The 23,394-nt window shown below is 46.4% G+C and carries 18 protein-coding genes; all 18 read right to left on the bottom strand.

What is annotated here, in order from left to right; genetic code table 11:
- Positions 1-193: 193 nt before the first annotated feature.
- Entirely contained in the window at positions 194-379 is a 186-nt protein-coding gene (locus ACYX4J_RS04625; RefSeq protein WP_413662993.1) for a hypothetical protein, read from the bottom strand.
- Positions 380-817: 438 nt separating this feature from the next.
- Positions 818-1,663, bottom strand: a complete 846-nt coding sequence (locus ACYX4J_RS04620) for an IS3 family transposase (RefSeq protein WP_282933833.1) — start codon at positions 1,661-1,663, stop codon at positions 818-820.
- Positions 1,664-1,671: 8 nt separating this feature from the next.
- Positions 1,672-1,980 carry a transposase gene (locus ACYX4J_RS04615; protein ID WP_282933834.1) on the bottom strand — a complete coding sequence of 103 codons (309 nt, stop codon included), beginning with the start codon at positions 1,978-1,980 and terminating at the stop codon, positions 1,672-1,674.
- Positions 1,981-2,302: 322 nt separating this feature from the next.
- Positions 2,303-2,995 (bottom strand): MaoC family dehydratase, encoded by a 693-nt coding sequence (locus ACYX4J_RS04610; RefSeq protein ID WP_282933835.1) that lies wholly within the window; start codon positions 2,993-2,995, stop codon positions 2,303-2,305.
- A 67-nt stretch (positions 2,996-3,062) separates the two neighbouring features.
- On the bottom strand, positions 3,063-3,776 hold the full coding sequence (locus ACYX4J_RS04605; protein WP_172975418.1) for a 4'-phosphopantetheinyl transferase family protein: 714 nt from the start codon (positions 3,774-3,776) through the stop codon (positions 3,063-3,065).
- Between the two features lie 54 nt (positions 3,777-3,830).
- The gene (locus tag ACYX4J_RS04600; protein ID WP_152454482.1) at positions 3,831-5,018 is read right to left on the bottom strand and encodes a hypothetical protein; all 1,188 of its coding nucleotides are present in this window, start codon (positions 5,016-5,018) and stop codon (positions 3,831-3,833) included.
- Between the two features lie 4 nt (positions 5,019-5,022).
- A complete protein-coding gene (locus tag ACYX4J_RS04595; protein WP_152454483.1) occupies positions 5,023-5,820 on the bottom strand; it encodes an outer membrane lipoprotein-sorting protein in 798 nt (265 codons plus the stop codon).
- Entirely contained in the window at positions 5,810-8,155 is a 2,346-nt protein-coding gene (locus ACYX4J_RS04590; protein WP_152454484.1) for an efflux RND transporter permease subunit, read from the bottom strand. Before ACYX4J_RS04590 ends, ACYX4J_RS04595 begins: the two co-directional genes overlap by 11 nt.
- The gene (locus ACYX4J_RS04585; RefSeq protein ID WP_152454485.1) at positions 8,152-9,219 is read right to left on the bottom strand and encodes a flavin-containing monooxygenase; all 1,068 of its coding nucleotides are present in this window, start codon (positions 9,217-9,219) and stop codon (positions 8,152-8,154) included. Before ACYX4J_RS04585 ends, ACYX4J_RS04590 begins: the two co-directional genes overlap by 4 nt.
- Positions 9,219-9,491, bottom strand: coding sequence for an acyl carrier protein (locus ACYX4J_RS04580; protein ID WP_216646255.1), 273 nt, complete (start codon positions 9,489-9,491; stop codon positions 9,219-9,221). Before ACYX4J_RS04580 ends, ACYX4J_RS04585 begins: the two co-directional genes overlap by 1 nt.
- A gap of 21 nt (positions 9,492-9,512) precedes the next feature.
- Positions 9,513-11,222, bottom strand: a complete 1,710-nt coding sequence (locus ACYX4J_RS04575; RefSeq protein WP_476177984.1) for a fatty acyl-AMP ligase — start codon at positions 11,220-11,222, stop codon at positions 9,513-9,515.
- Between the two features lie 12 nt (positions 11,223-11,234).
- Positions 11,235-12,416: a cysteine desulfurase family protein gene (locus ACYX4J_RS04570; RefSeq protein ID WP_152454487.1), complete on the bottom strand. Its 1,182-nt coding sequence runs from the start codon at positions 12,414-12,416 to the stop codon at positions 11,235-11,237.
- Entirely contained in the window at positions 12,413-12,793 is a 381-nt protein-coding gene (locus ACYX4J_RS04565; protein ID WP_152454488.1) for an iron-sulfur cluster assembly scaffold protein, read from the bottom strand. The genes ACYX4J_RS04570 and ACYX4J_RS04565 overlap by 4 nt, the downstream gene beginning before the upstream one ends.
- Before the next feature lie 28 nt (positions 12,794-12,821).
- Positions 12,822-14,009, bottom strand: coding sequence for a LuxE/PaaK family acyltransferase (locus ACYX4J_RS04560; RefSeq protein WP_152454489.1), 1,188 nt, complete (start codon positions 14,007-14,009; stop codon positions 12,822-12,824).
- A gap of 2,399 nt (positions 14,010-16,408) precedes the next feature.
- Complete coding sequence (locus tag ACYX4J_RS04555; RefSeq protein ID WP_253868658.1) at positions 16,409-17,026, bottom strand: cation efflux transmembrane domain-containing protein; 618 nt, start codon at positions 17,024-17,026, stop codon at positions 16,409-16,411.
- Between the two features lie 457 nt (positions 17,027-17,483).
- Positions 17,484-20,615 carry an efflux RND transporter permease subunit gene (locus tag ACYX4J_RS04550; RefSeq protein ID WP_152454490.1) on the bottom strand — a complete coding sequence of 1,044 codons (3,132 nt, stop codon included), beginning with the start codon at positions 20,613-20,615 and terminating at the stop codon, positions 17,484-17,486.
- A 13-nt stretch (positions 20,616-20,628) separates the two neighbouring features.
- The gene (locus tag ACYX4J_RS04545; RefSeq protein WP_152456399.1) at positions 20,629-21,978 is read right to left on the bottom strand and encodes an efflux RND transporter periplasmic adaptor subunit; all 1,350 of its coding nucleotides are present in this window, start codon (positions 21,976-21,978) and stop codon (positions 20,629-20,631) included.
- 14 nt (positions 21,979-21,992) lie between these two features.
- The gene (locus ACYX4J_RS04540) at positions 21,993-23,324 is read right to left on the bottom strand and encodes a TolC family protein (protein WP_152454491.1); all 1,332 of its coding nucleotides are present in this window, start codon (positions 23,322-23,324) and stop codon (positions 21,993-21,995) included.
- Between the last annotated feature and the right edge of the window lie 70 nt (positions 23,325-23,394).

Here is a 23,394-nt window from a genome sequence, read left to right as displayed (position 1 = left end):
CGTTGCATTATTTGCTAACCCCATAATCATAGATGAGTGAATTATAGAAATTCCTGAGACCCAAAAATATTTTTTCGCAGTAATCACCCGTATTAGAGATGTTGAATTTTGACAATTCTCTTAGTAGGGGAAAGTAAATTACCTAATTATTAATTGAGCCGGCCTATGAATATCGGATTTGGAGAGAGAAAATTTACAAGTGTTTAATTTTCGTTTTTCCACAGCGTTCACAACGATATTCAGTAACCAACTTTCCCTGCTTTACGTCAAACTTGCGCTCGGTGACCACTTTCCATTTATGAAAACCTTCCCTGCACAGGGTGCTGCCCTTGTGCTTTTGCCAAGCGGTTTTTCTTTTGAAAGGAATAACATCTCCCATTTGTTCTCGCACAATAAAGTTTGAACACTAATTTTATTTTGGAACAATAAAGTTTGAACACTAATCACTTCAAGAGCCTAAATGTACCTTTGGGGTATCAAACAGGTGAGATAAATGAAGAGGTAAGTTGCTTCAAATTACACACACATACCGACAATTTTATCCTAAAAAAAGAAAAAATTAGATATAGCATACCAAAAAAATCTTTATTAAAAAAATTCTTTCTATTTATTTGCTTATTGGTTGGTTACAAATCTAGCGCTCATACCTCATCATTACAAGTGAACCACCCGATCTTTGATGGAATCCATCTAGATTTGTAGCAACGCAGCCACTAATCCTCGGCAATGGAGCGCTCAGTCAGAAAGGTCAGAAATAAAAGAGTTATCTAGGTGGTAAAGACACGTTGGTCTTGCCCACAAAAAGTAGACACTCTAACTATGCGTATTTTCGCTCATACTCTGCTGGACTTACATAGCCCAATGCAGAGTGCCTACGAACTCTATTGTAGAAAATCTCAATGTATTCAAACACCTCAGATTTTGCTTGCTCTTCGCTTTCGAATGTTCCGGCATAGACCAGCTCGACTTTTAGCCTGCTAAAGAATGATTCCATTGCCGCATTATCCCAACAGTTAGCCTGGCGACTCATACTCGGCTTGCACTTGCTTTCGGACAAGAGATCCTGGTATTTCTGCGATCGATATTGCACACCCCTGTCAGAGTGAACTAGCAGTCCAGGCTTTATTGGTCGTCGCTCTAGGGCCATTTTCAATGCTCGACGTGTCAATTCATCGGTCATCTGCGAGTCGAATGCCCAACCTACAATACGTCGAGAGTACAGATCCATAACTACCGCGAGGTATAGCCACCTATCCAGAACCCAGATATACGTAATGTCACTGGTCCAGCGGCAATTTGGTCGATCCACATCAAAGCAACGCTTAAGTAAGTTGGCGGAGACGTTAATGCTCCCCTCTACGGGCTGACTATATCGAAAGCCTTTGCCGTTTCTCGCTTTAATATGTTCCTGTTGCATAAGCTTAGCGACGTAGTTCCGCGAGCATGGCTCACCTAACTCTTGAAGCTCGCAAGCAATTCTAGGCGCGCCATAACGACCTTTAAACTCAACAAACGTCTCTCGGATTTTCTCGATTGTTCGTATCTCTCTAATCGTGCGAGCAGATGGCAATCGCCCCCGCCATCGATAATAACCCGATCTTGAGACTTCTAAACACCGACACATCAAGCTAACCGGGAATGACCCTACATGCTCTTGTATCAATGCGTACTTTACTCTTGGTGGTTCGCAAAGTACGCAGCTGCCTTTTTTAGAAACTCAACCTCCTGACGAGCTTCATGCAGCTCCTTCTTGAGTTTGCGAACTTCAGCGCTTTCCTGTTTGGAATAGTCGACACCGTCTAAACTATTGAACTGCTTATCAGACAGTCGATTAAATTGACGACGCCAGTTGTAGATCTGCTGTGCGCTGACGCCTAGCTCTCGCGCCACAGAAGCCGTTGTTGCTCCAGCCTTTTCCGCTCTCTTAACTGCTTCTCTGCGGAACTCCTCCGTATACGCCTGAGTTCTTTTCTTACCCATGATACACCTCCGTGTTAGGCCTAAACCTAACTATACAGGGTGTCTACTAAACGTGGGTAAGTCTTACGTCTAACGCCGCCCCCAGCTGCATTTCCCTACTTAACCAGGGAAATTAATAAACCCCAGCCCCCATAGCCTCTGAAATTCCCTATCAGATAGCAGGAATACACCTTTCGATAATCACAGATACTCAAGGTTCATATCTCTATCCAGAGATGGCTAATTCTGCGCTCTTGCAAGAGCGATCAATCGAGAATTACTCTCCTCCCAGTTTGCCTATGATAATTAGTAAGTGCCGGGAGGGTGCGCGTGCATTTTGAATTCAGAAGTAAAGTTTCAGCACACTATCCGCAACACAAACCAGGCGACCTGAACCTTCAACCTCTACCTCAATATGATTGATCATTTCCACACTACGCTTCGATGGCACCAGGGACTTTAAAGTCGTACGAGCTCGGATACGATTGCCAGTCTTAACTGGATAAGGAAAACGCACCTGTTCAAGGCCGCAGTTTATAATCATTCTAGCTTCAGGGTAAGGCGGTTTTTCCGGATTGACAGCATCGGTGAGCTCGGGAATTAGCGATAGGACCAAAAAGCCGTGGGCAATTGTGCCTCCAAACGGCGATTCAGCCCTTGCTCGTTCTGGATCAATATGAATCCACTGGCGGTCTCCAGTTACTTCGGCAAAACTGTCAATGCGCGACTGGTCAACTACAATCCAGCGCCCAATATATATCTGCTGACCAATACGTGCTTGCCAGTCTTGGTAGAAAGCGATGGCCTTAGGGTTCTTAATGACTTGTAATTCACGATTGGTAGCAGGATCAACAACCGGCCCAGCTTTCGAAGTCCATGAATTTTTAAGCAAGTTACTGATGTAATAGGACAACTGATGCAGGTGATTATCATGGGTGCTTTTGAGGTCCAAATTGTTAATCCGAGCCCTAAGCAACCTTTCCTTTTCCCTGATGTACTCGAGCACGTCCATCATCTCATCCTGTATTAATGACATTGAAGCAGCGTAACTGGACCTAAAATTAATTTTGTGCGGCAGCTACTTCCAACTCCACGTCTTGTTTCTAAAACGCCTTGCGGCTGAGTAGGTTAAAATGGTTTGTTTCCAATCGACCCAAAGGCGACAACGCCGGCGACTCCATCGCTACACAAAGCCAATAGCGTTGCGCCAACGTGCAAAGGTTAAACCAAAAGCTCCCCATTTCTCTTACCTTACACTCAAGCCACGTGGCTGGTTGCGAGTTAAGCAAAGATACAAGATCAAACTCGATCGTAGAAAAAGGCAGTCGAAGCCCCAAACCACACACTTTGGACACAGACTCTTTAATGCACCAAACCCTTGTTAACAATTCACAGTGAGCAGTGCTTGGGATAGTCATTACCTGGTCATATTGCTCTGGACTAAGTAAATGCCTGAAATTTAGACCTGAGCCCAGTTCACGAGCAAGGGGCTCCAGATCTATACCTGGATCAACGGTAGAGCTAAGCGCAATCGCGACCACACCACTAGCATGAGAAATACTAAATTTTATTGGGGCCACACTTTGGTTTAAAACTCTAGGCCTGCCTTGCTCATCAGGGAAAATTTCCCAATCTGCCGGCAAAATACTTACGCCACTTTTAGCGGATAAAACATAACGCAATAGGTAACGACCAAGCAGAAAATGTAGGCCCGCCGCTCGATTAACAATCCCACTATATCTTTTCTGCTCAGCCTCGCTAACTGTGGTGAAGACAGTTTGCGGATCATGCTCGATTAGAGTTTCAAACTCCTTCACGGTAGCAATCCAAAGACCTATATCCCTGTTAACTCCAGTCTTCATAGGGTCCGCTCAAAAAGAATAATGCAACTTAAACTCGATAAAATCCTCATCCCGTACTGGATACAGCCAAGTATCACTGCGGCCCACATTGAGGAATAAAAACGCCCGAGTTTCGATTCTAAAATAATCGCTCAGACGGTGTTCTAAGCCTAAGTCGAGGTAGTTGCCATGACTATCGAAGTCATAACTTATGACCCCTCGAAATTCGCTGTCACCGGTATCACCGAAGCTAGCTCTAAGGCCGACAAAGAGATCGTTCTGACCTAATGTTTCAGCTTGCTCATCCCTATCGTCGATTAGATATTCGGCGATCAAGGACAGATCTTGCATACTATCCGGTAGCGAATAAATCGGGTGCTCAAGGCCAACGTTTGCAGCAAAGAAACCTTGCTCCAGTTCGCGACCAGTTTTCGCTTCCAACTTCAAGGTCGTGTCGCCGAGGAGATAAAGTGTGTCCAGTAAAAAATTCTCGGTTTCGATGTAAAAGGGAGTCAACATCGTCGCTGAAGGGCTAGGCCTTACCAGTAGTGGCGCCCGCCTAGTGCCTCTGAAGTAACCGATCCCTGTTTCTAAATCACCAGCGTAAAAATGGCCTCGCAGAGCAACATCTCCACCTCTATTCGAGCTTTCAAAAAGTGCCCGGTCCGAAATCGGTAGTCCGAATGACGGGCGCTCTGGAAATTCTCGCTCACGAAAAGTTGGCAGATAGAATATCGATAGTTCGCCGTTATCAAAACGCAAACCTAAAGATGCGAAGGTCTGCCCCATCTTTTCCTTTCCGTCGATAGCTTGGCGCAAGTCAGCCTGATTAAGTACATTGACTATATTCAGAGATTCAGAAACGCCCCAAAAGAAAGTGCTAACACCAAGATTCAGCGATAACTGATCACGGCGCCAGTGAAGGCTGGCTTGGCGGATATCGGCATAACGACGCTCCCCATCCTGCTTATCCCAGCTACCAAACAACCGCAGCTTATAGCCAGTATCACCAATATCCCCCTCAGCATTTGCTTCAATTTCCAGCCCCGGTCCGAAGCGGTAGCTATCATCAATGGCCAGCGACTCCTCTTCTGCAAATATACGAGCCGTGGCCGCGATATCAACAGAATACTTGTCAACCTTGACCTCTGCGAGGACCGGCATAATGGTAAGGCTTAGACACAGCTGCACCCAAAACGCTAAACGCAAGACCCCCATACCCTTAATCCCGGAGTGTATTGCGATGGAAATTCGCAACTGAGAGACCGGTACCAAACTCGATGCGGCTATAGCTTAAGATCGTTACGTTTCCACTCTGCTGATTATGCATAACCACCTCCATGGGCCTCCAATAACGATCGTCGTAGAGGCGAAAATCCCTTGCGGAAAAAGTCTTGAGCAGCGTTTCCTTACGGTCGAAATAGTCTATACGGAAGATACGTCGAGCACTCTGATCAACCCAGACCCGCTGCCGGCTATATGCAGAGTGAGAGTCTTCTGGCACTCGGTCAATTACGTCACAAACCAGGGCACCATCTTCGCATGATTCCTCTCTCACGTAGGTATAGCGGAAATCGTCGACCGCCTTATCAGACAAGTCCTCGAACGAAAACTCACTACCGACGAACGCACCACTCTTATTGCGAGATGAGATCCTCTTAATACGGGAATAGGCAGGCAAATATAACCACTGCTTATCGGTATCCTCTAACTGCGGATGCGTTAGAAGCGCCGTGCCCCGGATATCGGCAGGAAAATTGAAGCGGATTAACGATTTGTCTCCACCCTCGTGACTCTCAAGTGAGCTGATCTGCAGTTCACGTCGAGTTTCATCTCCGGCCCTGTTGCGTAGAATCATCGTCAATTCGGCAACACTGTCGCCGTAACCAAGATCACGGTTATCCACTGCCACTGCGACCTCCCGCCCCTTTCTAACATCGCTAGCAGCGCCTTGAACCGGCAAACCGATTAGGCCACAAAGTATTGTCACTGGAAGGAGGAGACGGTAATCAGTTCGCATTATTTAGTTCCTTGTCGGTACGAAATTGCAGGTTCGACGTACGTGTCCTGCGCATAAAGGTTAGAACCAAGGCCGGTAGTAATATCAAGTCAAACACCAATGCCAACACAATAGACATCCCCGTGAGCATACCCATCTGGGCATTTTTCTCGAACGCCGAGGTCGACAATAGAAGGAAGCCTATCACTAGCAGCATTGAGCTAATCACGATCCCACCCATAGTCTTACTAATGGTTTCGCTTACGCTATCTTCAGGACTGAGCCCCCGCTTTAGACCGTTGACATACTGATAGAGGAAGTGAACTGTATCATCGACGATTATGCCGATCGCCATTGCCGACACCCCAGCCAGCCCCATTGAGATTTGACCATTAACGAGATACCAAAATCCAAATGCTGCCGCGACTGGAAGCAGGTTTGGAACCAAGCTCAATAGACCAATATCGAGTGAGCGGAATACCAGCATCAACGTCAATGAAATCACCACAAACGCTAGCGAGGCACCTTCAAGGAGACTTACAATATTTGATTGACCAATGTGGGAAAAAATCACTGCGGGACTGCTGTGATAGATATCAATGGAGCGAGGTTGGTTTTGCAATAACCACTCTTCGACCCGTTTTTCAAAAGCAATTAAGCCCACCGAGCTTAGATTCTTTAATCGTGCAGTCAGTTTCACCGAGGATTTATTCAAATTCACCTGATGGGTCACATCACGACCAAACGGCAACGACATCTCGTATAGCAGGAACTGCTGTGCAGCGGTAATTGTATCGCCAGGTAACCGGTAAGAGTCCTCATCACCACCATTCATCAAACGGTTAAGATCCTTGATTCGGTGCAGGGGGCTTGCAGTTGTAAAAACTTCTGGCTGCTCATGTAGCCAGTCATCGAATGTATCAAGAAACTGTAAAAACTCTGGCTGAAACATACCGTTCTGCTCTGGTACCGAGAGCGAGTAATCGATTGTATAAATACCAGAAAAGTGGCGATCGATACGTTCAGAATCAGCACGGAAGGGCTGCGACTCATCAAAATAGCGGATTAAATCATCGTTTAATTGATTCAATGGACTGAGTGCAGCGACGCATAGGGACAAAGGTAGCATTAGCCACAATATCCGCTGGCGGTAAGCGATAACCCAGCCTGACAACAAAGCCATGCGATTAATCAGTCGGTTGGCACCTGTTTCCCGCGTTGAAAAACGAATACGCAGCAGAAGCTGTGGTAGAACCGTCAACGACAAAAGTAGCGAGAAGAGCACACCTAAGGCAACTATATTGCCAAGATCTCGAAACGGCGGTGAGTCACTGAAATTCATCGCCAGAAAACCGATAATAGTAGTGACATGGCTCACCGCAATCGGCTTGAGATTGCGCCGGTAGGATTGCAAGACTGCTTCTTCACGAGAAACACCACTGCGTATCTGGCGCTGAATATAGCTGAGGATGTGGATGGCCGACGCTACTATCACCGTGAACATGATGATTGGAGCCGATACTGATGGCGCAGACAATTGAATACCGAGCCAACCAGCTAGACCCAAAGACCCTAGCAGTGCCAACACTACTACCGTCAAAATAGCGCCACCTGCAGCAGGTGATCCGAGAATTAGAGCAGCGCTGACCAGCACAAAAAGGATCATCAACGGTATCAGCGTGATGAAGTCTTTTTTTGCCGCCTGGAAAAAGGCACCGTTCATCTCCACCACACCGGTGACAAAAAAACGATGATCCGGATATTCCATCTTGAATGACTTAATCAATTCATCGACAGCACCGGTAACGGCTAGCACTTCGGCCTTATGGTCTAACCCTGGCAACCGAATGGTCGCATTGATCGCGGTAAATCGTCCGTTCTTACTAACCAAATTGCCAACCAAGTCCCTCTCACTACTAGCGGCAGTTTCAATAAAGGCGATCCTTTGCGGCGTCAATTCGTCAAGCTCGTAGACGAACTCCTCAATCAAAATATCATCGTCTTCAGCAGAGCTATAGGGGAAGTTCGTTAGCGAATCTACTCGAGAGACATGGGCCGTCCGCCACAACGCGCGTGTCATTTCATGTATAAGGCTCAGAGTACGCTGGTTGTAGATGTTGTCATCCACCGGTTCAATCATGATGAACACGTTATCAGTCGTGCTATAAGTATCTTGCATCTGCTCCAAGCGCAGTAGGTCACGATCGTTATCATCGAAGAAAACGCGATAATCACTGGCCAGCCCCATCCGTTTTAGGCCAACAGCCGACATCAATGTGAGCAACAGCACCAGCGCTAATAGCCACTTACTGGCGCCAGAGCGAATGATCCAATCGGTCTTTATATTTTTGTTCAAGGTATTTCTTTCCTTTCGGATAAAAAGGCTCGCAGCGGCACCATTACTCGCTCTACATCCTTCTCAACCCCCATTACCAGCTCCGACGCTCGACAACTAAGCCATTTACGTCCCACTAAGAAAAGCCCAGGCTCTGGAGTCCTTCCATAGTTTTCAATGAAGCCCCTCTCATCGACACAGTGCGGCAACTTTAGCCAGCTCGTTCGGTCGCAATAGCCTGTTGCCCAAATCACTGTATCTATGTCATGCCAACCGACGGAGTCGAAACGGATTTGACGGCCAGAGCACTCCAAAGCACGGCCAACAATCTTTACGCCTTTAGCCTTCAGCCGTCTATTGTTGTATTCACCACAGGGGACAGGGTTACGCTTTTTTAATATCTTCGCGATGAGGCTGTTCTTATCGGCGGAAAGGATACGCAAGCGATCAAGCCACCAAAAAATATCACGTCCGAACAAACGGTTGGGAGGCAGGCCACGTGGGGAACCCGTGGCCAAAAACACATTGCAACGTCCCGCTAGCCGGTCCACGATCTGACGCCCAGTAGCACCATCCCCAATAACGGCAACAGTGTGGCCATCAGAAATGACATCGGTTGAGGCGAGACTACCGTCTAGTTGCTGCACCTCTCCAGCAAGTTGGGAACTTATCGCCGGCACCTGGGGTATCTGATTAGCACCAGTTGCATTGACGATACTGGTGGCGAGCAGAGACGTGCCGTCGGCAAGGTCGACCTGAAAACTGCCGTTCGAAAGGCGATCGAGACCAACAACTTCACAGCCTTCTCGAACCTGAAGATCAAAGTGGCCTGCATAGCTGACCAAATAATCAGCTATTTCTACTGTAGTCGGGAAGCCCTCAGGATCGCCCGGAAAGGCTAGTCCTGGCAGGGCACAGAATTGACGTGAAGTGAATAGCTTCATACCTTCGAGCCGGTTACGCCAAACGTCGCCAATACTATCCCGTTCAAGCAGAAGGTAGTTGAGATCAGCCTGCTGCAGCATTCGTGCGGTGTGAAGACCGAACTGGCCTCCACCGATAACTATGCAATCAAGTCGCGACATCAACTGCGCTCCAAAGCTGTTCTTGAAAAATTCTTTTCGAGATGTGCCACAAGAGCGTTAATCGTTGGGTAGTCGAAGGCTAGCGTCGGATCGATGTCAACAGAGAGGTGGTCCTCCACCATAGTCGATAGCTGGACATGGTCTGCCGAGTCTAGACCTAGACTTGAGAAAGAGGTGTCACTGTGCTTATCAATCGAAAATTCTGGTGTCTTAGCAGCGATAAAATCTGTGATCTGTTCCACCAGGTTTTTCATTCTAAATTCATTCGTCATCTTATATTTCCTATCAACGGTTCATGCGAGCTGCGCCTCTTCGGCTGCAATCAGATCCCTGCAGGCAGTCCTACGAACTTTGCCGCTGGTGGTTTTCGGAATACCGCCAGGCTTGACCAGCAAAAGCTGGTCGAGGGCGACATCATGTGCCAACATCACTGCCTCACGCAGCTCCTGTCGGAGTTCATCGTGGTTTCGGTTAAGAAAGGCGTGGCGGCGAATCTCAACAATGGCTGCCAGTCGGTTTTGGCCATTGCTATCCACAGTGAAAACCGAGGCTCCGTTATTGCCTGCCGCATCAGGATGGTCACTACAGGTACGTTCAATATCGTATGGATAAAGGTTGCGGCCGCGCAGGATTAACATTTCCTTAATCCGCCCGGTGATATACAACTTATTGTCACGGACGAAGCCCATGTCCCCGGTTTTGAGGTAATAATGACCGTCGCAGGGCGATATACGAGCACCGAATTGCTGCTTACTAATCTCAAGGTTGTTAAGATAACCTTGTGCTATTGAGGCACCACTAATCCATATCTCACCAATACAACCCTCATCTGCTAGCCGGCCACTCTCCGGATCAACAACCTTCAAAATCATCCTTGGCGTGATACGACCGCAGCTAACCACTTGACGCCCCTCACCAGTAGATTGCAGTCGACCAGAGTCAAATGCTGCGGGATCGAAAGCCAGGGTTTCAATGCCTACGCCTTTCGGTCCTCCAGAGACAAACAAAGTGGTTTCAGCCATGCCGTAGCAGGGAAAGAAAGCAGTAGAGGAAAAACCGTAAGGCTGGAAACGTTCAGCAAATATCCTCATAGTGTCGGCGCTGACAGGCTCAGAGCCATTCAAAGCCACCTTCCAGCAACTCAGGTCTAATCCCGATAAGTCCTCTCGCTCACCTATGAACTTGATGCAGTGCTCATAGCCAAAATTAGGTGCAGCAGAGCTATGAATTCGATAGTGAGATATCAATTCTAACCACCGGCGTGGACGCTGAACGAACTTCATCGGTGGCATGAAGACGTAGGTACCACCAAGGAACAATGGCTGCAGCATATGGCCTATCAGTCCCATATCGTGGAACTGTGGCAGCCAGCCGCCAGCAATTACACCTTCGCGGTGGCCACACGCCTGCTGGATAGCCAATTGGTTATCGATAATGTTGGCGTGACTTACCATCACACCTTTGGGTAGATCAGTAGAGCCTGAGGTGTACTGAACAAACGCCAACTCATCTGGAGCCGGAAGAGGTAACTCTACATCTTTAGCAGCACCAACCTGCTGCTCATCAATCCAGGCCTGGTCGCCCAAATTAATCGCCGGTAATTCTGCTAATTGCTCAAATAGCTGTTCACGAGTCTCAGCGGTCGTCAGAATGGCTTTGGTCTTTGCATCACCAAGAATACGAACAGTGCGCTCTAATTGCTGAGCATTGCAACTCAGGTTCAGGGGTACAGCAATGACGCCAGCCGCGAGGCAGGCGAGGAAGTTGACCACAAAATCAAGACCAGCAGGGAAAAGCAGAGCAAGCGGCTGGCCTCTATATCCGCGCTCGACTAACAGTCGGGCCCGTTCCAGTACCTGCTGATTCAGTTCACCGTAACTCAGCGATAGAGCACTATCAGGCCCATGAGGCTGGAATACGCAGGCGGTACGGCTAGGCTCATTAACCACGTGTCGGGCGAACTGATCCATGAAGCGCTGAGCTGGAAAAATCTTATCCGTCATGAGCCCAACTCCTCACCCTTTAAAGCTCATGCTTTTGAGCTGTGCCACGCACCGCTGCAATGAATCAACAAAACGATCTATATCATCAAGGCTGGTAAAGCGGCCGAAGCTAATCCTGATCGCACTTTGTATTTCTTCATCACTTAGCCCCATTCCTTGTAATACAGGCGATAGTTGACGGGTCTTGTTGTTACTGCATGCAGAGCCAATCGACACCACAATCCCATCTTTCTTTTCCATTAACAGAGCAAGCGCCTCACCCCGAATGCCTGGAATCGATAGGTTTAAGGTATTGGAAATCGCCCCCTCATAATGACTAGCACCATTGATATGTGTTTCGATAGAGGATTTGCCAAGCTGTTCGATCAAGTGCTGTTTGCACTTCAGACAGTGATGATCCCAGTACTCAAGCTCCCTGCGACATTCGTCAGCAGCCTCACCGAGTCCGGCGATAGCGACCAAATTCTCGGTACCAGAGCGCATTGCCATCTCTTGTCCACCACCATGAATCAAGGGAGATATGCGATCTATATTCTGGATATATAGGCCGCCAATACCCTTGGGACCATAGAATTTGTGTGCGGAAAAAGAAACAAAATCAGCACCTAATGCCTCGACATCAAGAGGCCGCTTACCTACTGCTTGCACTGCGTCGACATGGAACGGAATGCCTCGGGAGCGGGTCAGCCTTGCCACCTGATCCACAGGTTGAATAACGCCGGTTTCATTGTTCGCATACATCATGGAAATCAATCTGGTGTCAGGCCGGATAGCTTCAGCGACAGCCTCAAAACTGACGGCGCCACTCGGTCCCGGCTTCAAGCAGGTGACTTCGAATCCGAATTGGTGGGCGCAGTATCGGATAGTTTCTAGAACTGAAGGGTGCTCAATCGCCGTGGTTAGGATATGGCCGGCCCTACCCAGGTCGTTCATCAGGCTTCCTTTAATAGCCCAGTTATTGGCTTCAGAACCGCCGGAGGTAAAGAAAACTTTTTCCGGCGCGGTACCCAGTAGGCTAGCGACATGGGTCTTTGCTCGCTGGATTAGCTCACGATTACTGGTCGAAGGAAGCGTACGCCCCGATGGATTAGCAAAGAGCCGAAGCGCAGAGGACATAGCCGTAGCTACAGCCTCCGACACCGGGGTTGTGGCGTTGTAGTCGAAGTAACCCTCAATCGAGTGAGCATTTGTCATGGCATCACCTCCCGACAATCTTTGCCAACTAAGCTCAGCAACCTATGATGAAGCTGCTGCAAAATCTCAACACAATGGTGTTGTGATGGCTCTAGTTCACCAAGCATGCCTTCTATTTCGCTACTTGTTCTCCCGGCAAGCTGTTCCGGTGCCAACCCCTCAAGCGAGGCACAGAAAATGTTGGCCGTCGCCACCGAAGTAGCGCAGCCCCAAGCTCTAAAGCGAGCACTGTCAATCAGTCCATTGGTGATGTTGATCTGAACGCGAATCCGATCTCCACATACTGGATTGCCAATTTCATATTCGTAATTGGGTTCGTTGATATCACCGACATGAGCCGGGTCGGAAAAGTTGTCAATGATGATGTCGTTGTACATGTTGTAGCTCCATCTTGGACAGCTGTAATTAGGCGACGACTGGACAACTGCCGCTAGCAGCCTGCTCTGCGTCCAAATCTTCAAGCCGCTTATCTAAATTAACCGCACAGCAACCAAATTCTTTTGACTCAGGTAGGCGCATTACATACTGCATGCGTTGACCACTTCTTCCCGAACGACTCGCTTCAGGCAACAGTCGCACCAAGTCCTCAGTAAGCATGAAACCAGGCGTCGAACGTGCGAGAGGGTCAAGAATTGCCAATTGGCCGGTCTGGCCCGGTTCGACCTCTCGATCTAGTTGTTTGGGGTCTCTTACCGAGAAATGAACGAAGGGGGAGACATGCTTGATTCCATACTCATCGTCAATAGCAATGACATTGGATTCAACCAAGGCGTAGATGTCACGGATCTGGCTCTCTTCAACGCCCAAGTACTCGATACATTCACTGTTGAATTCTGCACGTGACAACATCTGGCCTGAGAAGCGCTTCCACCCCCCAAGAGTGATGATGTAACTACTCTTATCGAGTTTAATTCGGGTGTTGGTAGCTTTGAGGTAGCTGATAAAACGATTGATCAGGAATGGAGGACCAATCAAATGGCGACTGAATTTATCATTCCAATCCTCAAGCTGTTCTAAGGCCTCTTCGGGCTTAAAAGATTCTTGCCGAACCATGAATCTATGAGTGTCCAGCAGACCTGCGAGCATATTGAGGGCCTTGATCATGCCCATTTCAGGAATTTCCTCGGTTGAGGGGCAAAGATAAAGGCCGGCACCTTTGGAGATCTTTAGGAATTCGCGATACATCGAGTAAATCCCCAGCACCGCATTGTCAACGGTGTCCGCGCAGCGGCGCGAAACGCTGGGAATACCAGAGGTACCTGTGCTTCGCATTTCTAGCTCTACATCACGTAGGCTGACTGAAAGTAACTTATGGCTATCGTTTGATTTAAAAAGCTCAATGGGAATCAGAGGTATTTTGATCAGGTCAGCTGGAGTTGAGATCATATCCGGTGTCACTCCTTTGCTATCGCAAGCGGAGCGGAAAAAAGCATTGTTCTCATAGTGATAAGCGAATGCCTCATGGATCAAGCCTGTCTTGAAATCCAGTAAGTTATCCTCTGTCATCGAATAGAGTTCCGCCACAGATGACAGTGCCACCTTTAAAGGGTCTAACCCGTTTTCCTTGAGTATGTTTTGTAACTGTATCGACATTTCAATCTCCATTTTTAAAGTCAAATAAGACACGGCCTCAATCGTCTATGCGGAGGCATTTAGGCTATTTTTTTACTGTTTTAATCAAGCTGATATATATCAAAAAACTTAACAAAAACCTCAAAGCTTGAATTAAGAATGGTTTAAACATCAGAGAATTTAGAACTCGACTGAAAGACCCATCCGGGAATCATGCCGGGTAAACCTGCCGGGTAAATCTGCCGGGTAAATCTGCCGGGTAAATCTGCCGGGTAAATCTTTGACCACCATCAAGAGTCTCTACTTATCGATTCTATTTATTATTTTCCGAGAGAAATATTAAACACATTAGAAATTTTAACAATCACTTCAAAGTAATTTTCTTTATTTTTTTATTTTTCTTGCCGCGTAGTATGGTTTTTTTTTGCTACATGACCAGCCCCTCTCACTTACACCCACTTACAATCTTACCCCTTCAAATTACCTCTAAAAATTAGCCAGAACAATCGGTCCGCCAATCACATAAAAATCATCTTGCGATCATGAACTCACAACAAAACGAACAGGCTTTATACATATTTTTTTTACTATTGAAGCTTGCACTCACACCTGAACTCCGACTCCCAACGGGAAACCCAAGAAAGCACCTTGCCGCCAATTACAGCAAATTACAGCTTATATTTTGGTAACATATTGTGACCAGCCAATTAACAAATATAAACTATTTGATGACAAGCTTAATAGAATTAATTCAATCTTAGGGGTAGAGTAAATTCGCACAAATATTCAAGCTTACATTGTCGTTTTTCCTCAATCTTTAATCTCCCTGCTATTTTTCAGCAGAAAATTCGTATTTTTAAGTAAAGATTGATACATCACATTCATATAAACCACACCACAATTAACAACACGCCCCGCAACACCAAGTAATTTATTGGATATTTTTTTATTACAACGATCTACTTTAAGGAGAATAGTACCAAGTAAGGCGCAACTGTACTTCCACCTCCTTTTCTTTTACCTACACCAACTAAACGCCATTAATTCTCATGACTAAAATAGAAAACTCAGTCTCATTTATGACAACCATCCATAATAATCTATTTATTACTCTTTATTTTTTAACTATCAATAAAAAATTATCCACATTATCTTTGCGAGATTCCCTATTGCACAATTAAAACCACAGAAACAATGGCCATTTTCAACACACAAAAAACCAGAATACCGCTTTAGACATCCCTCAGAAATACCCAATCGTGCTTACACATTTTATTACCATGGGAAAATATCTATTCAGCAGGCACTTTAGAAGCATCCACCAAACTAAAAATGCTGAAAGCTGAGCACCAGGGATAGATTTACCTACATCCGCCGATGAACTGAAAAACATTATCTTTGCCGGCCAGCTTAAAGAAGCACTACAAAATCGGCTTCAATTATAAAGCGCATACCAAACCTCGTAGATGTGGCTGAAGATAAGATCTGATTTCTAGCTAACTTTAGGAGTACTTTGCAAAATGAGAGAGCATACGGCACACGCAATCTACGTAACATTTTCTTATTTCATCTAGCAATGGCGATATTTAGTATCAAAAGAAACAGAACACCTTCCTAGTACCTCCGAGCCACCTCCCAATTAAGCCCCATACTTCACCCTAACTTAGTGTTAAATTATTAAACTCAACTTTCCCACCAAAAGTATCCACTAGACCGGAAGTTATGAAGAGTATAAATTTTTACAGGCACAGAACCACACACTTAATTGAAAATCGTTATCATTACCAATATTACCTATAGAATATGAGCGACAGAGAACTTTCTGAAACATCTAACTCGATGAAACAGCTGCTCGACAATTATTTGCCATACGGCTTTAAGACTGAAGAGATATAGATCAAATCACCGATCTAAAGCATTGCACCATACTTTGCCATGAAGCTCACCTAGTAGACATTAATGTCGCGGCTCAATATTCTTTTCAACAGAAGGTACGTATCAATTTTTAGTTACAGTCGGCTAAAAATTTAGAGCTATAAAAAAAACACTTGAGGACTTCTTAGGCTTTTATGCCCCAATGAAAGATATTCAACACCTAACAATACTTCGACTAGATCCTTTGGAGGCTGTAAGGGAATATTCGGCAGCATATAATAATAAAATTTCTGCCTAGACCATCTAGGTCAAAGGTGAAAAAAGTGCGTCATGTCATAACGCATTAAAATGGATGCACAAAACTGCTCTATGAGAGAAAAGCACTCATAAGTTCGCCAACTCAAACCTTAAGGGATCATTGCATCTTTTGCTCTCAGAAATTAGTGACAAGCATCTTCAGGTAAGACTCCCATTGATCTACAAACTATTTTAGACAAGCCACTAAGAAGTTGATATTACTCATACTATTAAAACCTTAAGGTCACTTAGGATATTTTGGCTTTTCGAGTGGACTCCCTCGCCTCTTTAAGAATCAAAAAACCACCTCGAGTGACAACAGCCGAAATTATTAAGCCTATAGCAAGATCAGGAAAACGACTATCGATTACCGCCACTAGTAGTCCTGACACAATCACTCCTAAATTTGCGACAACATCATTGGCTGAAAAAATCCAAGCGGCTCTCATATGTACACCCCCTTCCCTATACTTTGATATTATTAGGAGGCAAACAACATTTGCTAACAAGGCAGAGGCCCCTATTGATATCATTAGTATACTTTCTGGCTCGCTTCCAAAAAGTGATCTCCTACAAACCTCATACAACACCCACAATCCCAATATAATTTGAATTATTCCACTGACATTAGCTGCCTTAGCTTGATATATAACCCCTCTACCTACAACAAATAAAGAGATCCCATACACAGCAGCATCAGCCAACATATCTAGAGAGTCAGCAATCAGTCCTGTTGACTGAGCAAACCATCCAAGAATTAATTCAAACACAAACATAATTGCGTTGATCACTAGCAGCACCATTAAAGTGCTTCTCTCTAATTTATCTGCTTGCTCTACACCGCAACCACATTCAGACATATTCATGCCCTCTCTAAACAGAACTCCACTTAGGGATATTTATGTTTTAAACATCAACAATTACTTACTTCAAATTCTCTCTCGAGGCTAGATCCTGTCTTTCTTTAAAAATTCAGATCATATTTATTAGTCAACCTCATGAGAAGTCAAATTACAATTCACTAAAATCAGAGATCAAGGGCACCAGCACTTCCGCCCACTCAATTTAGGACCTATAAAGGTTGGCATTGAACTAGAATAAAAATCTGCAAGCAGTAAACTCATACTAAACCTACACACTAAAAACCCGTCACTCCATTGAGGCAATAGAAACATCTATTATTTTCTATTTATCTTATATAAATATCAAGCGCATCCATTTCTTTCATGCTCAAAAATGAACCAACAAACACTTAAATATTTTCATTAAAATTTTGCTCACCCCTACCTAAATATAAGCAAAGGTGAGCATCATAAATTATGTTTATATTTTCAATATACCTTCTCTTCCATGCACTATCCGATAAAGCAATGGCAGTACAAACAAGGTTAGGAGAGTAGAAGAAATTATGCCTCCAATTACCACCGTAGCTAGTGGTCTTTGAACCTCTGCTCCAGTACCTACATTCAAAGCCATAGGAACAAAACCGAGACTTGCAACCAACGCAGTCATCAATACTGGACGCAGGCGGATCATAGCACCATCGATAATGGATGTGAGCAACTCACCACCTTGCTGACGAAGTTGTCGGATGAAGGAGAGCATTACCAAACCGTTTAACACCGCCACACCAGATAGTGCAATAAATCCTACTCCAGCAGAAATAGATAAAGGCATATCGCGCAACCATAGGGACAAGACACCTCCAGTAAGCGCCAGGGGTACTCCACTGAAAATAATTAAGGCATCCTTGAATGAACCAAAGGCCATCACCAGAAGTCCCAGAATTACCAATAGTGTCAGTGGAACCACTATTGAGAGGCGAGTACTGGCGGATTCCAATTGCTCGAAAGTGCCGCCGTATACTAGCCAGTAACCTGCAGGCAAAGAGACCTGCTGATCAATACGGCTCTTCGCCTCTTCAACAAAGGACCCCAAATCACGGTCGCGGACGTTGGCAGTTACCACAACACGGCGCTTACCATTTTCCCGGCTGATCTGGTTGGGGGCAGGGGTCATTTCCAAGTTAGCAACTTCTGACAAGGGCACATAGCTACCCAATGGGCTACCAGTAGGTAACGGAACAGGTAAATCCCCAAGGTTCTCATAGTCTCGTCGCAAGCCTTCCGGCAGACGCACTACCAGATGAAAACGGCGATCGCCTTCGTAAATCAATCCAGCCTCTTCACCTCCAATAGCCGCTGAAACCAAATCTTGCAAGGTTTGCAGATCTATTCCATAGCGGGCGAGTGCGATTCGATTCGGCACTATTGATAGAATCGGTAGACCCTCCACTTGTTCTACACGAGCATCAGCAACACCCTCAATTCCATTTAGCACACCGAGAATTTCATTTGAAGAAGCCACCAGCTGATCCAGATCATCACCGAATACTTTAATACCCAGGTCTGCACGTACGCCGGAAATTAGTTCATTAAAGCGCATTTGGATTGGTTGGGTGAACTCGTAGTTATTTCCCGGTAACTGACGCACAGCTTCTTCGATTTCAGCAACCAATTGTTCCTGGGGCAGTTTCGGATCGGGCCATTGGTCACGGGGCTTCAGGATCACAAAATTGTCGGCTACATTTGGCGGCATTGGGTCTGTTGCTACTTCTGGTGTACCAATTTTTGCGAATACTTTATCTACTTGAGGAAACTCCTTAATACGCTGCTCCAACAAGCTTTGCATTTCTACAGATTGCTCTAAACCGGTACCAGGAATACGCAGGGCGTGTAAAGCGATATCACCCTCATTGAGCTGAGGAATAAATTCAGAACCCAGTGTTGTTGCAAGCCAGCTGCAGAACAGTACTAATGCAAGAGCCCCAGAAAGTACTAACCAGCGCACTTTCATTGCAGCAATCAACAGTGGTTTATATAAAGATTTGGTCGCAACAATAACTTTGTTTTCATTTTCACTGATTTTACCTGTCAGGAAAACAGCAACTGCTGCAGGCACAACGGTCAATGAAAGCACCAGTGCAGCGAGTAAAGCCATCACTACAGTGGCAGCCATGGGGTGGAACATCTTCCCTTCCACACCTGTAAGCGAAAATAGAGGGATATACACCACGGTAATGATCAAAACACCAAACAAACTTGGGCGAATCACTTCGTTGGTAGCTTGGAATACTAGCTCCAAACGCTCTTGTAGGGGCAGCTTGCCTCCGTTGCGATGCTGGGCTTCGGCAAGTCGGCGAATCGCGTTCTCCACAATTATCACGGCCCCATCGACAATCAGGCCAAAGTCAAGGGCTCCGAGACTCATCAGATTGGCGGAAACACCCGTTTGCACCATGCCGAAAATGGTGGCAAGCATGGAAAGCGGGATTACCGCTGCAGTAATAAAGGCGGCTCGAATATTTCCCAGCAACAAGAACAATACCACGATAACCAGCAGCGCACCCTCAACAAGGTTTTTTTGCACTGTAGCGATAGCTTTATCTACCAGAGTGGTCCGATCATAAACCGCCTCTACCTTAATACCTTCAGGTACGGTTGATTTTATTCGCTTTAAGGCTTCCGCTACACTTCGAGCTACCTCCCGGGAGTTTTCCCCTACCAGCATCATAGCTGTGCCCAATACGGTCTCTTCACCATCGCGAGTGGCAGCACCGGTGCGAAGCTCTTTTCCAATAGCTACTTCGGCTACATCCGAAATTTTAACCGGCACCCCGGCGCGACTGGTAATTACCACATCCTCAATTTCGGCAATATTTCGCAACTGCCCTGGTGAACGCACCAGAAGTTGCCGTCCATTCCCCTCCAAGTAACCAGCGCCGCGACTTTCGTTATTGCGGCTCAGCGCTAGAGCGATATCTTCCATGGATACGCCAAAGTTAAGCATCTGTCGAGGTTCGGGTGTTACGTGATACTGCTTGTTATAGCCACCGATGGTATTAACTTCAGTAACTCCGGGGACTAAGGATAATTGCGGTTTTATAATCCAATCTTGAATTTCCCTCAGTGAAGTGGCGTCGTAAGGCTGCCCATTGGGCTGGGTGGCGCCAGGCAGAGCCTCCACTGTGTACATAAAAATCTCACCGAGTCCGGTAGCAATGGGACCCATTTCAGGCTCTAACTCCGGAGGCAAATGACTTTTAATACTACTGAGACGGCTATTAATTAAGTTCCGAGCAAAATAGAGATCTGTACCCTCTTTAAAAACAACAGTGACCTGGGACAAACCGTAGCGAGAGAGCGAACGGGTATATTCTAAATTAGGCAAGCCGGCGAGTGCCGCCTCCACAGTGTAAGTAATCCGCTGCTCCGCCTCTAAAGGTGAATAACCAGGAGCCTCGGTATTAATCTGTACCTGAACATTGGTGATATCGGGAACCGCATCAATTGGAAGTCTCTGATAACTCCAAACCCCCAGGCCCACCAATACAAAGATCAGGGACAGTACGAAGTAGCGCCGCTCAATTGAGAAGCGCAGTATACTTTCAATCATCTTCTGGCCTCATTTAATGGCTATGTGCAGCGCCGGACTTTTCAATATCCGCTTTGATCAGGTAGCTGTTCTCGGTGACATAGCGATCACCCTCATTGAGGCCACTCAGCACTTCGGTTACAGTGCCGTCGCTACGGCCGAGTTTTAGTGGACGAATTTCATAGGTTTCTCCCACTTTGATAAATACCACCGTCCAATCGCGGAAAGGTTGTAGTGCACGATTCTCGACCACTAAAGGCACAGATTTTTCATTGGTTACTACTTGGCCTTGGACCATTAGATCGGTAGTCCAGAGCTCATTGGGGTTTTCAATCACCGCTCTTGCAATCGCGAAGGGCTGACCATTACTGCTCGGAGCAAGGCTGCTGATAGTTGACTCAAAAGAACGCTCACCAGCTGTAATTGAAACCTGTTGCCCTAATTTGATCTGATCGCGACGCATCGGAAATACTTGCAACTCAGCCCACAGCTGGTCGTAGTTAGCTATGGTAAACAGCACCCGTTCGCCACTGAATTCACCTTGGCTGGCTTGCTTATCAATTATCTGACCGCTAATAGGAGCGACCAATGGATAAATTTGCAAGCTGTCATTGGATTCGATAGAAGCAAGCTCTTCCCCTTTCGCTACCAAATCGCCAAGCGTTTTTTTAACAGTGATTACGGTTCCTGGGTAACGTGCACGCACATGACTGAGGTTACGATGATCTATCGCAGTTTTACCATATAAGGTAACGCTTTCTTTAATTATACCTGGAGCAGCAATTGCAGTTTTAATGCCTGCCTTTTTTGCCATTTGTTCAGAGATCTGCACTCGACCTTCATGGGACTCATAATCCCAACTTGTGCGCTCGCCGTTGTAAAAAACAGAAACGGCAACATCAAAAGAGTGAGGTTCCTTTACTACGCCTTCACCGCGGTAATACCCAACACTATCCTCCCAGGCAAAGGGTATTTGATCCACTTTTCCACCAAGTCTTTCAAGCTCTACGGAAACACGAGCATTCTCTAAAGGTTTACCATTAAGAGAAATCCAGGCTCGAAACTCTGGCTTTACACCACTTTCATAAATAAGCAACTCGGCCGTTAGATCCCCCTCAGTCAGTAAACGGCCACCATTGGGGCCCTTTTCCTCCTGATGCTCATCATGTCCGCCATGGTTATCACTATGTCCATGACTAGAGAATTGTTTCCCTTCCTGTTCATCATGCTCATCATGGCTATCATTGGAGCCCAGCTCTTCATCTTGCTTAACATGTTCATCATGACCACCATTTGCATGACCCAGGCTTGCAATCCAAAATCCAGAGAAAATGAGGAGTATGGATAATATTGCCAGGCGAATTACTTTACTTAATCTGCTCATATCTAAATCCAAAATTATTTTCCGCTTCCTACACTCTCGGAACCTAAAGGCCCTGCTGTAAGCTGCTCAATCTCAGCGCCGAAAAGAAGTACAGACCGCGCTGCTTCGATTCGTGCACGTTCAGCATCGAGCAACTCTTCCCGAGCAACAATTAAGTCAAGATAAGAACTCCGGCCACGACGATAGGCACGATCTACTTCAGTCAATGCCTCGCGAAGCTTAGGGATTACAGAATCCTGCAAACTGGAGACAGTAGCCAGGGCCTGTTCGCGACCGGTTACGGCAAGAAATAGCTGAGGATAAAGTTGTAGTAATGCCGCCTCACGACGGAGCATAACCTCATCCAATTCAGTCATTGCTGTTAGCTCGGCACCACGATTGCGTTTTGCGGTAAAGAGTGGAACTTCGAAACCAGCTAAAGCTGTAGTTTCGTCAACAGCCCGATTCACGAGAAGACCTGCAAACCATCCAACATCAGGCTTTGAGTTGGACTGGGTGAGACGAAGCTGTGAAGCACTCAGTCGCTCTTCGGAAGCAAAGCGCGCTATAGCTGGGTTTTCCTGCGCACGCGCATAAAGTTCCTCAAAACTAGCGCCGGGCTCAAAACGATAGAGCTCACTGGAGTCTACTCGATAATCTATACTCGGCTGTCCCCACAGAGCCGATAGGGCATGCCTGTAGTACACTAGCATGCTCTCATCCGTCTGCTTAGCGAGGCTTGCTTTTGTCAGGGCGGACTCCGCTCGTAGGCGTTCAGAAACCGGGCTAGCAGCAGCGCTGACTCTGGCGCTGACAGCGCTTAGCGTTTCACGTGCGAGTAATACCTTCTCCCTAGCCAATACAGCTAATTCCTGGGCAGCAAGAACCTGAGCATAGCGACGGATAACTTCTGCCAGAAGATCTAGCGCCTTAGCTTGCTCATCCGCGATCAGTAAATTACGCTGGGCATTGACTACATCTATTCGAGCTCTACGTTTATCTCCTAGCTCAATTACGGAGGATAAAGTTACCGTCAACTCAAGCTCATTGTCGGCATCATCCTCGGGATCTGGCGCATTATTGGAGCCACCATCACCAAAGTTCTTGTATTGAGCCTCACCTCCTAGGCTTAACGCAGGCCGCAGTGCTGCAGTCTCTTCAGCACCATCTAGACCTCTTCTCTGTAATGGGAATACCGCAAGCTCCGGATTCTGTGCGAGCGTCAGCTCAATCGCATCTGGTAATGTCAGTAAATCCCCCTCCTGCGCGGATACTGATTGCGCAGCTAAATACATTATCGCCACCATCAACTGGAATATGGCACGACGACGAATCACACTCTCAGTGAGCGTGCAGTAAAAATCCATGGGTATCTCCCAAGTCAGTTTTTAATTGCGCAAGGGGGCCTTGTAGCTCTCCTTACTCGCGCGGCATTAG

The organism is Microbulbifer sp. ABM4_008 (assembly GCF_056311705.1).
This window is presented reverse-complemented; position numbering and strand designations above follow the sequence as displayed.

Bases quoted from the DNA above. Each gene is read 5' to 3' on its own strand.
- ACYX4J_RS04625 (WP_413662993.1), bottom strand. From the start codon at position 379: ATGGGAGATGTTATTCCTTTCAAAAGAAAAACCGCTTGGCAAAAGCAC.
- ACYX4J_RS04615 (WP_282933834.1), bottom strand. From the start codon at position 1,980: ATGGGTAAGAAAAGAACTCAGGCGTATACGGAGGAGTTCCGCAGAGAA.
- ACYX4J_RS04610 (WP_282933835.1), bottom strand. From the start codon at position 2,995: ATGTCATTAATACAGGATGAGATGATGGACGTGCTCGAGTACATCAGG.
- ACYX4J_RS04600 (WP_152454482.1), bottom strand. From the start codon at position 5,018: ATGGGGGTCTTGCGTTTAGCGTTTTGGGTGCAGCTGTGTCTAAGCCTT.
- ACYX4J_RS04595 (WP_152454483.1), bottom strand. From the start codon at position 5,820: ATGCGAACTGATTACCGTCTCCTCCTTCCAGTGACAATACTTTGTGGC.
- ACYX4J_RS04585 (WP_152454485.1), bottom strand. From the start codon at position 9,219: ATGTCGCGACTTGATTGCATAGTTATCGGTGGAGGCCAGTTCGGTCTT.
- ACYX4J_RS04580 (WP_216646255.1), bottom strand. From the start codon at position 9,491: ATGACGAATGAATTTAGAATGAAAAACCTGGTGGAACAGATCACAGAT.
- ACYX4J_RS04575 (WP_476177984.1), bottom strand. From the start codon at position 11,222: ATGACGGATAAGATTTTTCCAGCTCAGCGCTTCATGGATCAGTTCGCC.
- ACYX4J_RS04570 (WP_152454487.1), bottom strand. From the start codon at position 12,416: ATGACAAATGCTCACTCGATTGAGGGTTACTTCGACTACAACGCCACA.
- ACYX4J_RS04565 (WP_152454488.1), bottom strand. From the start codon at position 12,793: ATGTACAACGACATCATCATTGACAACTTTTCCGACCCGGCTCATGTC.
- ACYX4J_RS04560 (WP_152454489.1), bottom strand. From the start codon at position 14,009: ATGTCGATACAGTTACAAAACATACTCAAGGAAAACGGGTTAGACCCT.
- ACYX4J_RS04555 (WP_253868658.1), bottom strand. From the start codon at position 17,026: ATGAATATGTCTGAATGTGGTTGCGGTGTAGAGCAAGCAGATAAATTA.
- ACYX4J_RS04550 (WP_152454490.1), bottom strand. From the start codon at position 20,615: ATGATTGAAAGTATACTGCGCTTCTCAATTGAGCGGCGCTACTTCGTA.
- ACYX4J_RS04545 (WP_152456399.1), bottom strand. From the start codon at position 21,978: ATGAGCAGATTAAGTAAAGTAATTCGCCTGGCAATATTATCCATACTC.
- ACYX4J_RS04540 (WP_152454491.1), bottom strand. From the start codon at position 23,324: ATGGATTTTTACTGCACGCTCACTGAGAGTGTGATTCGTCGTCGTGCC.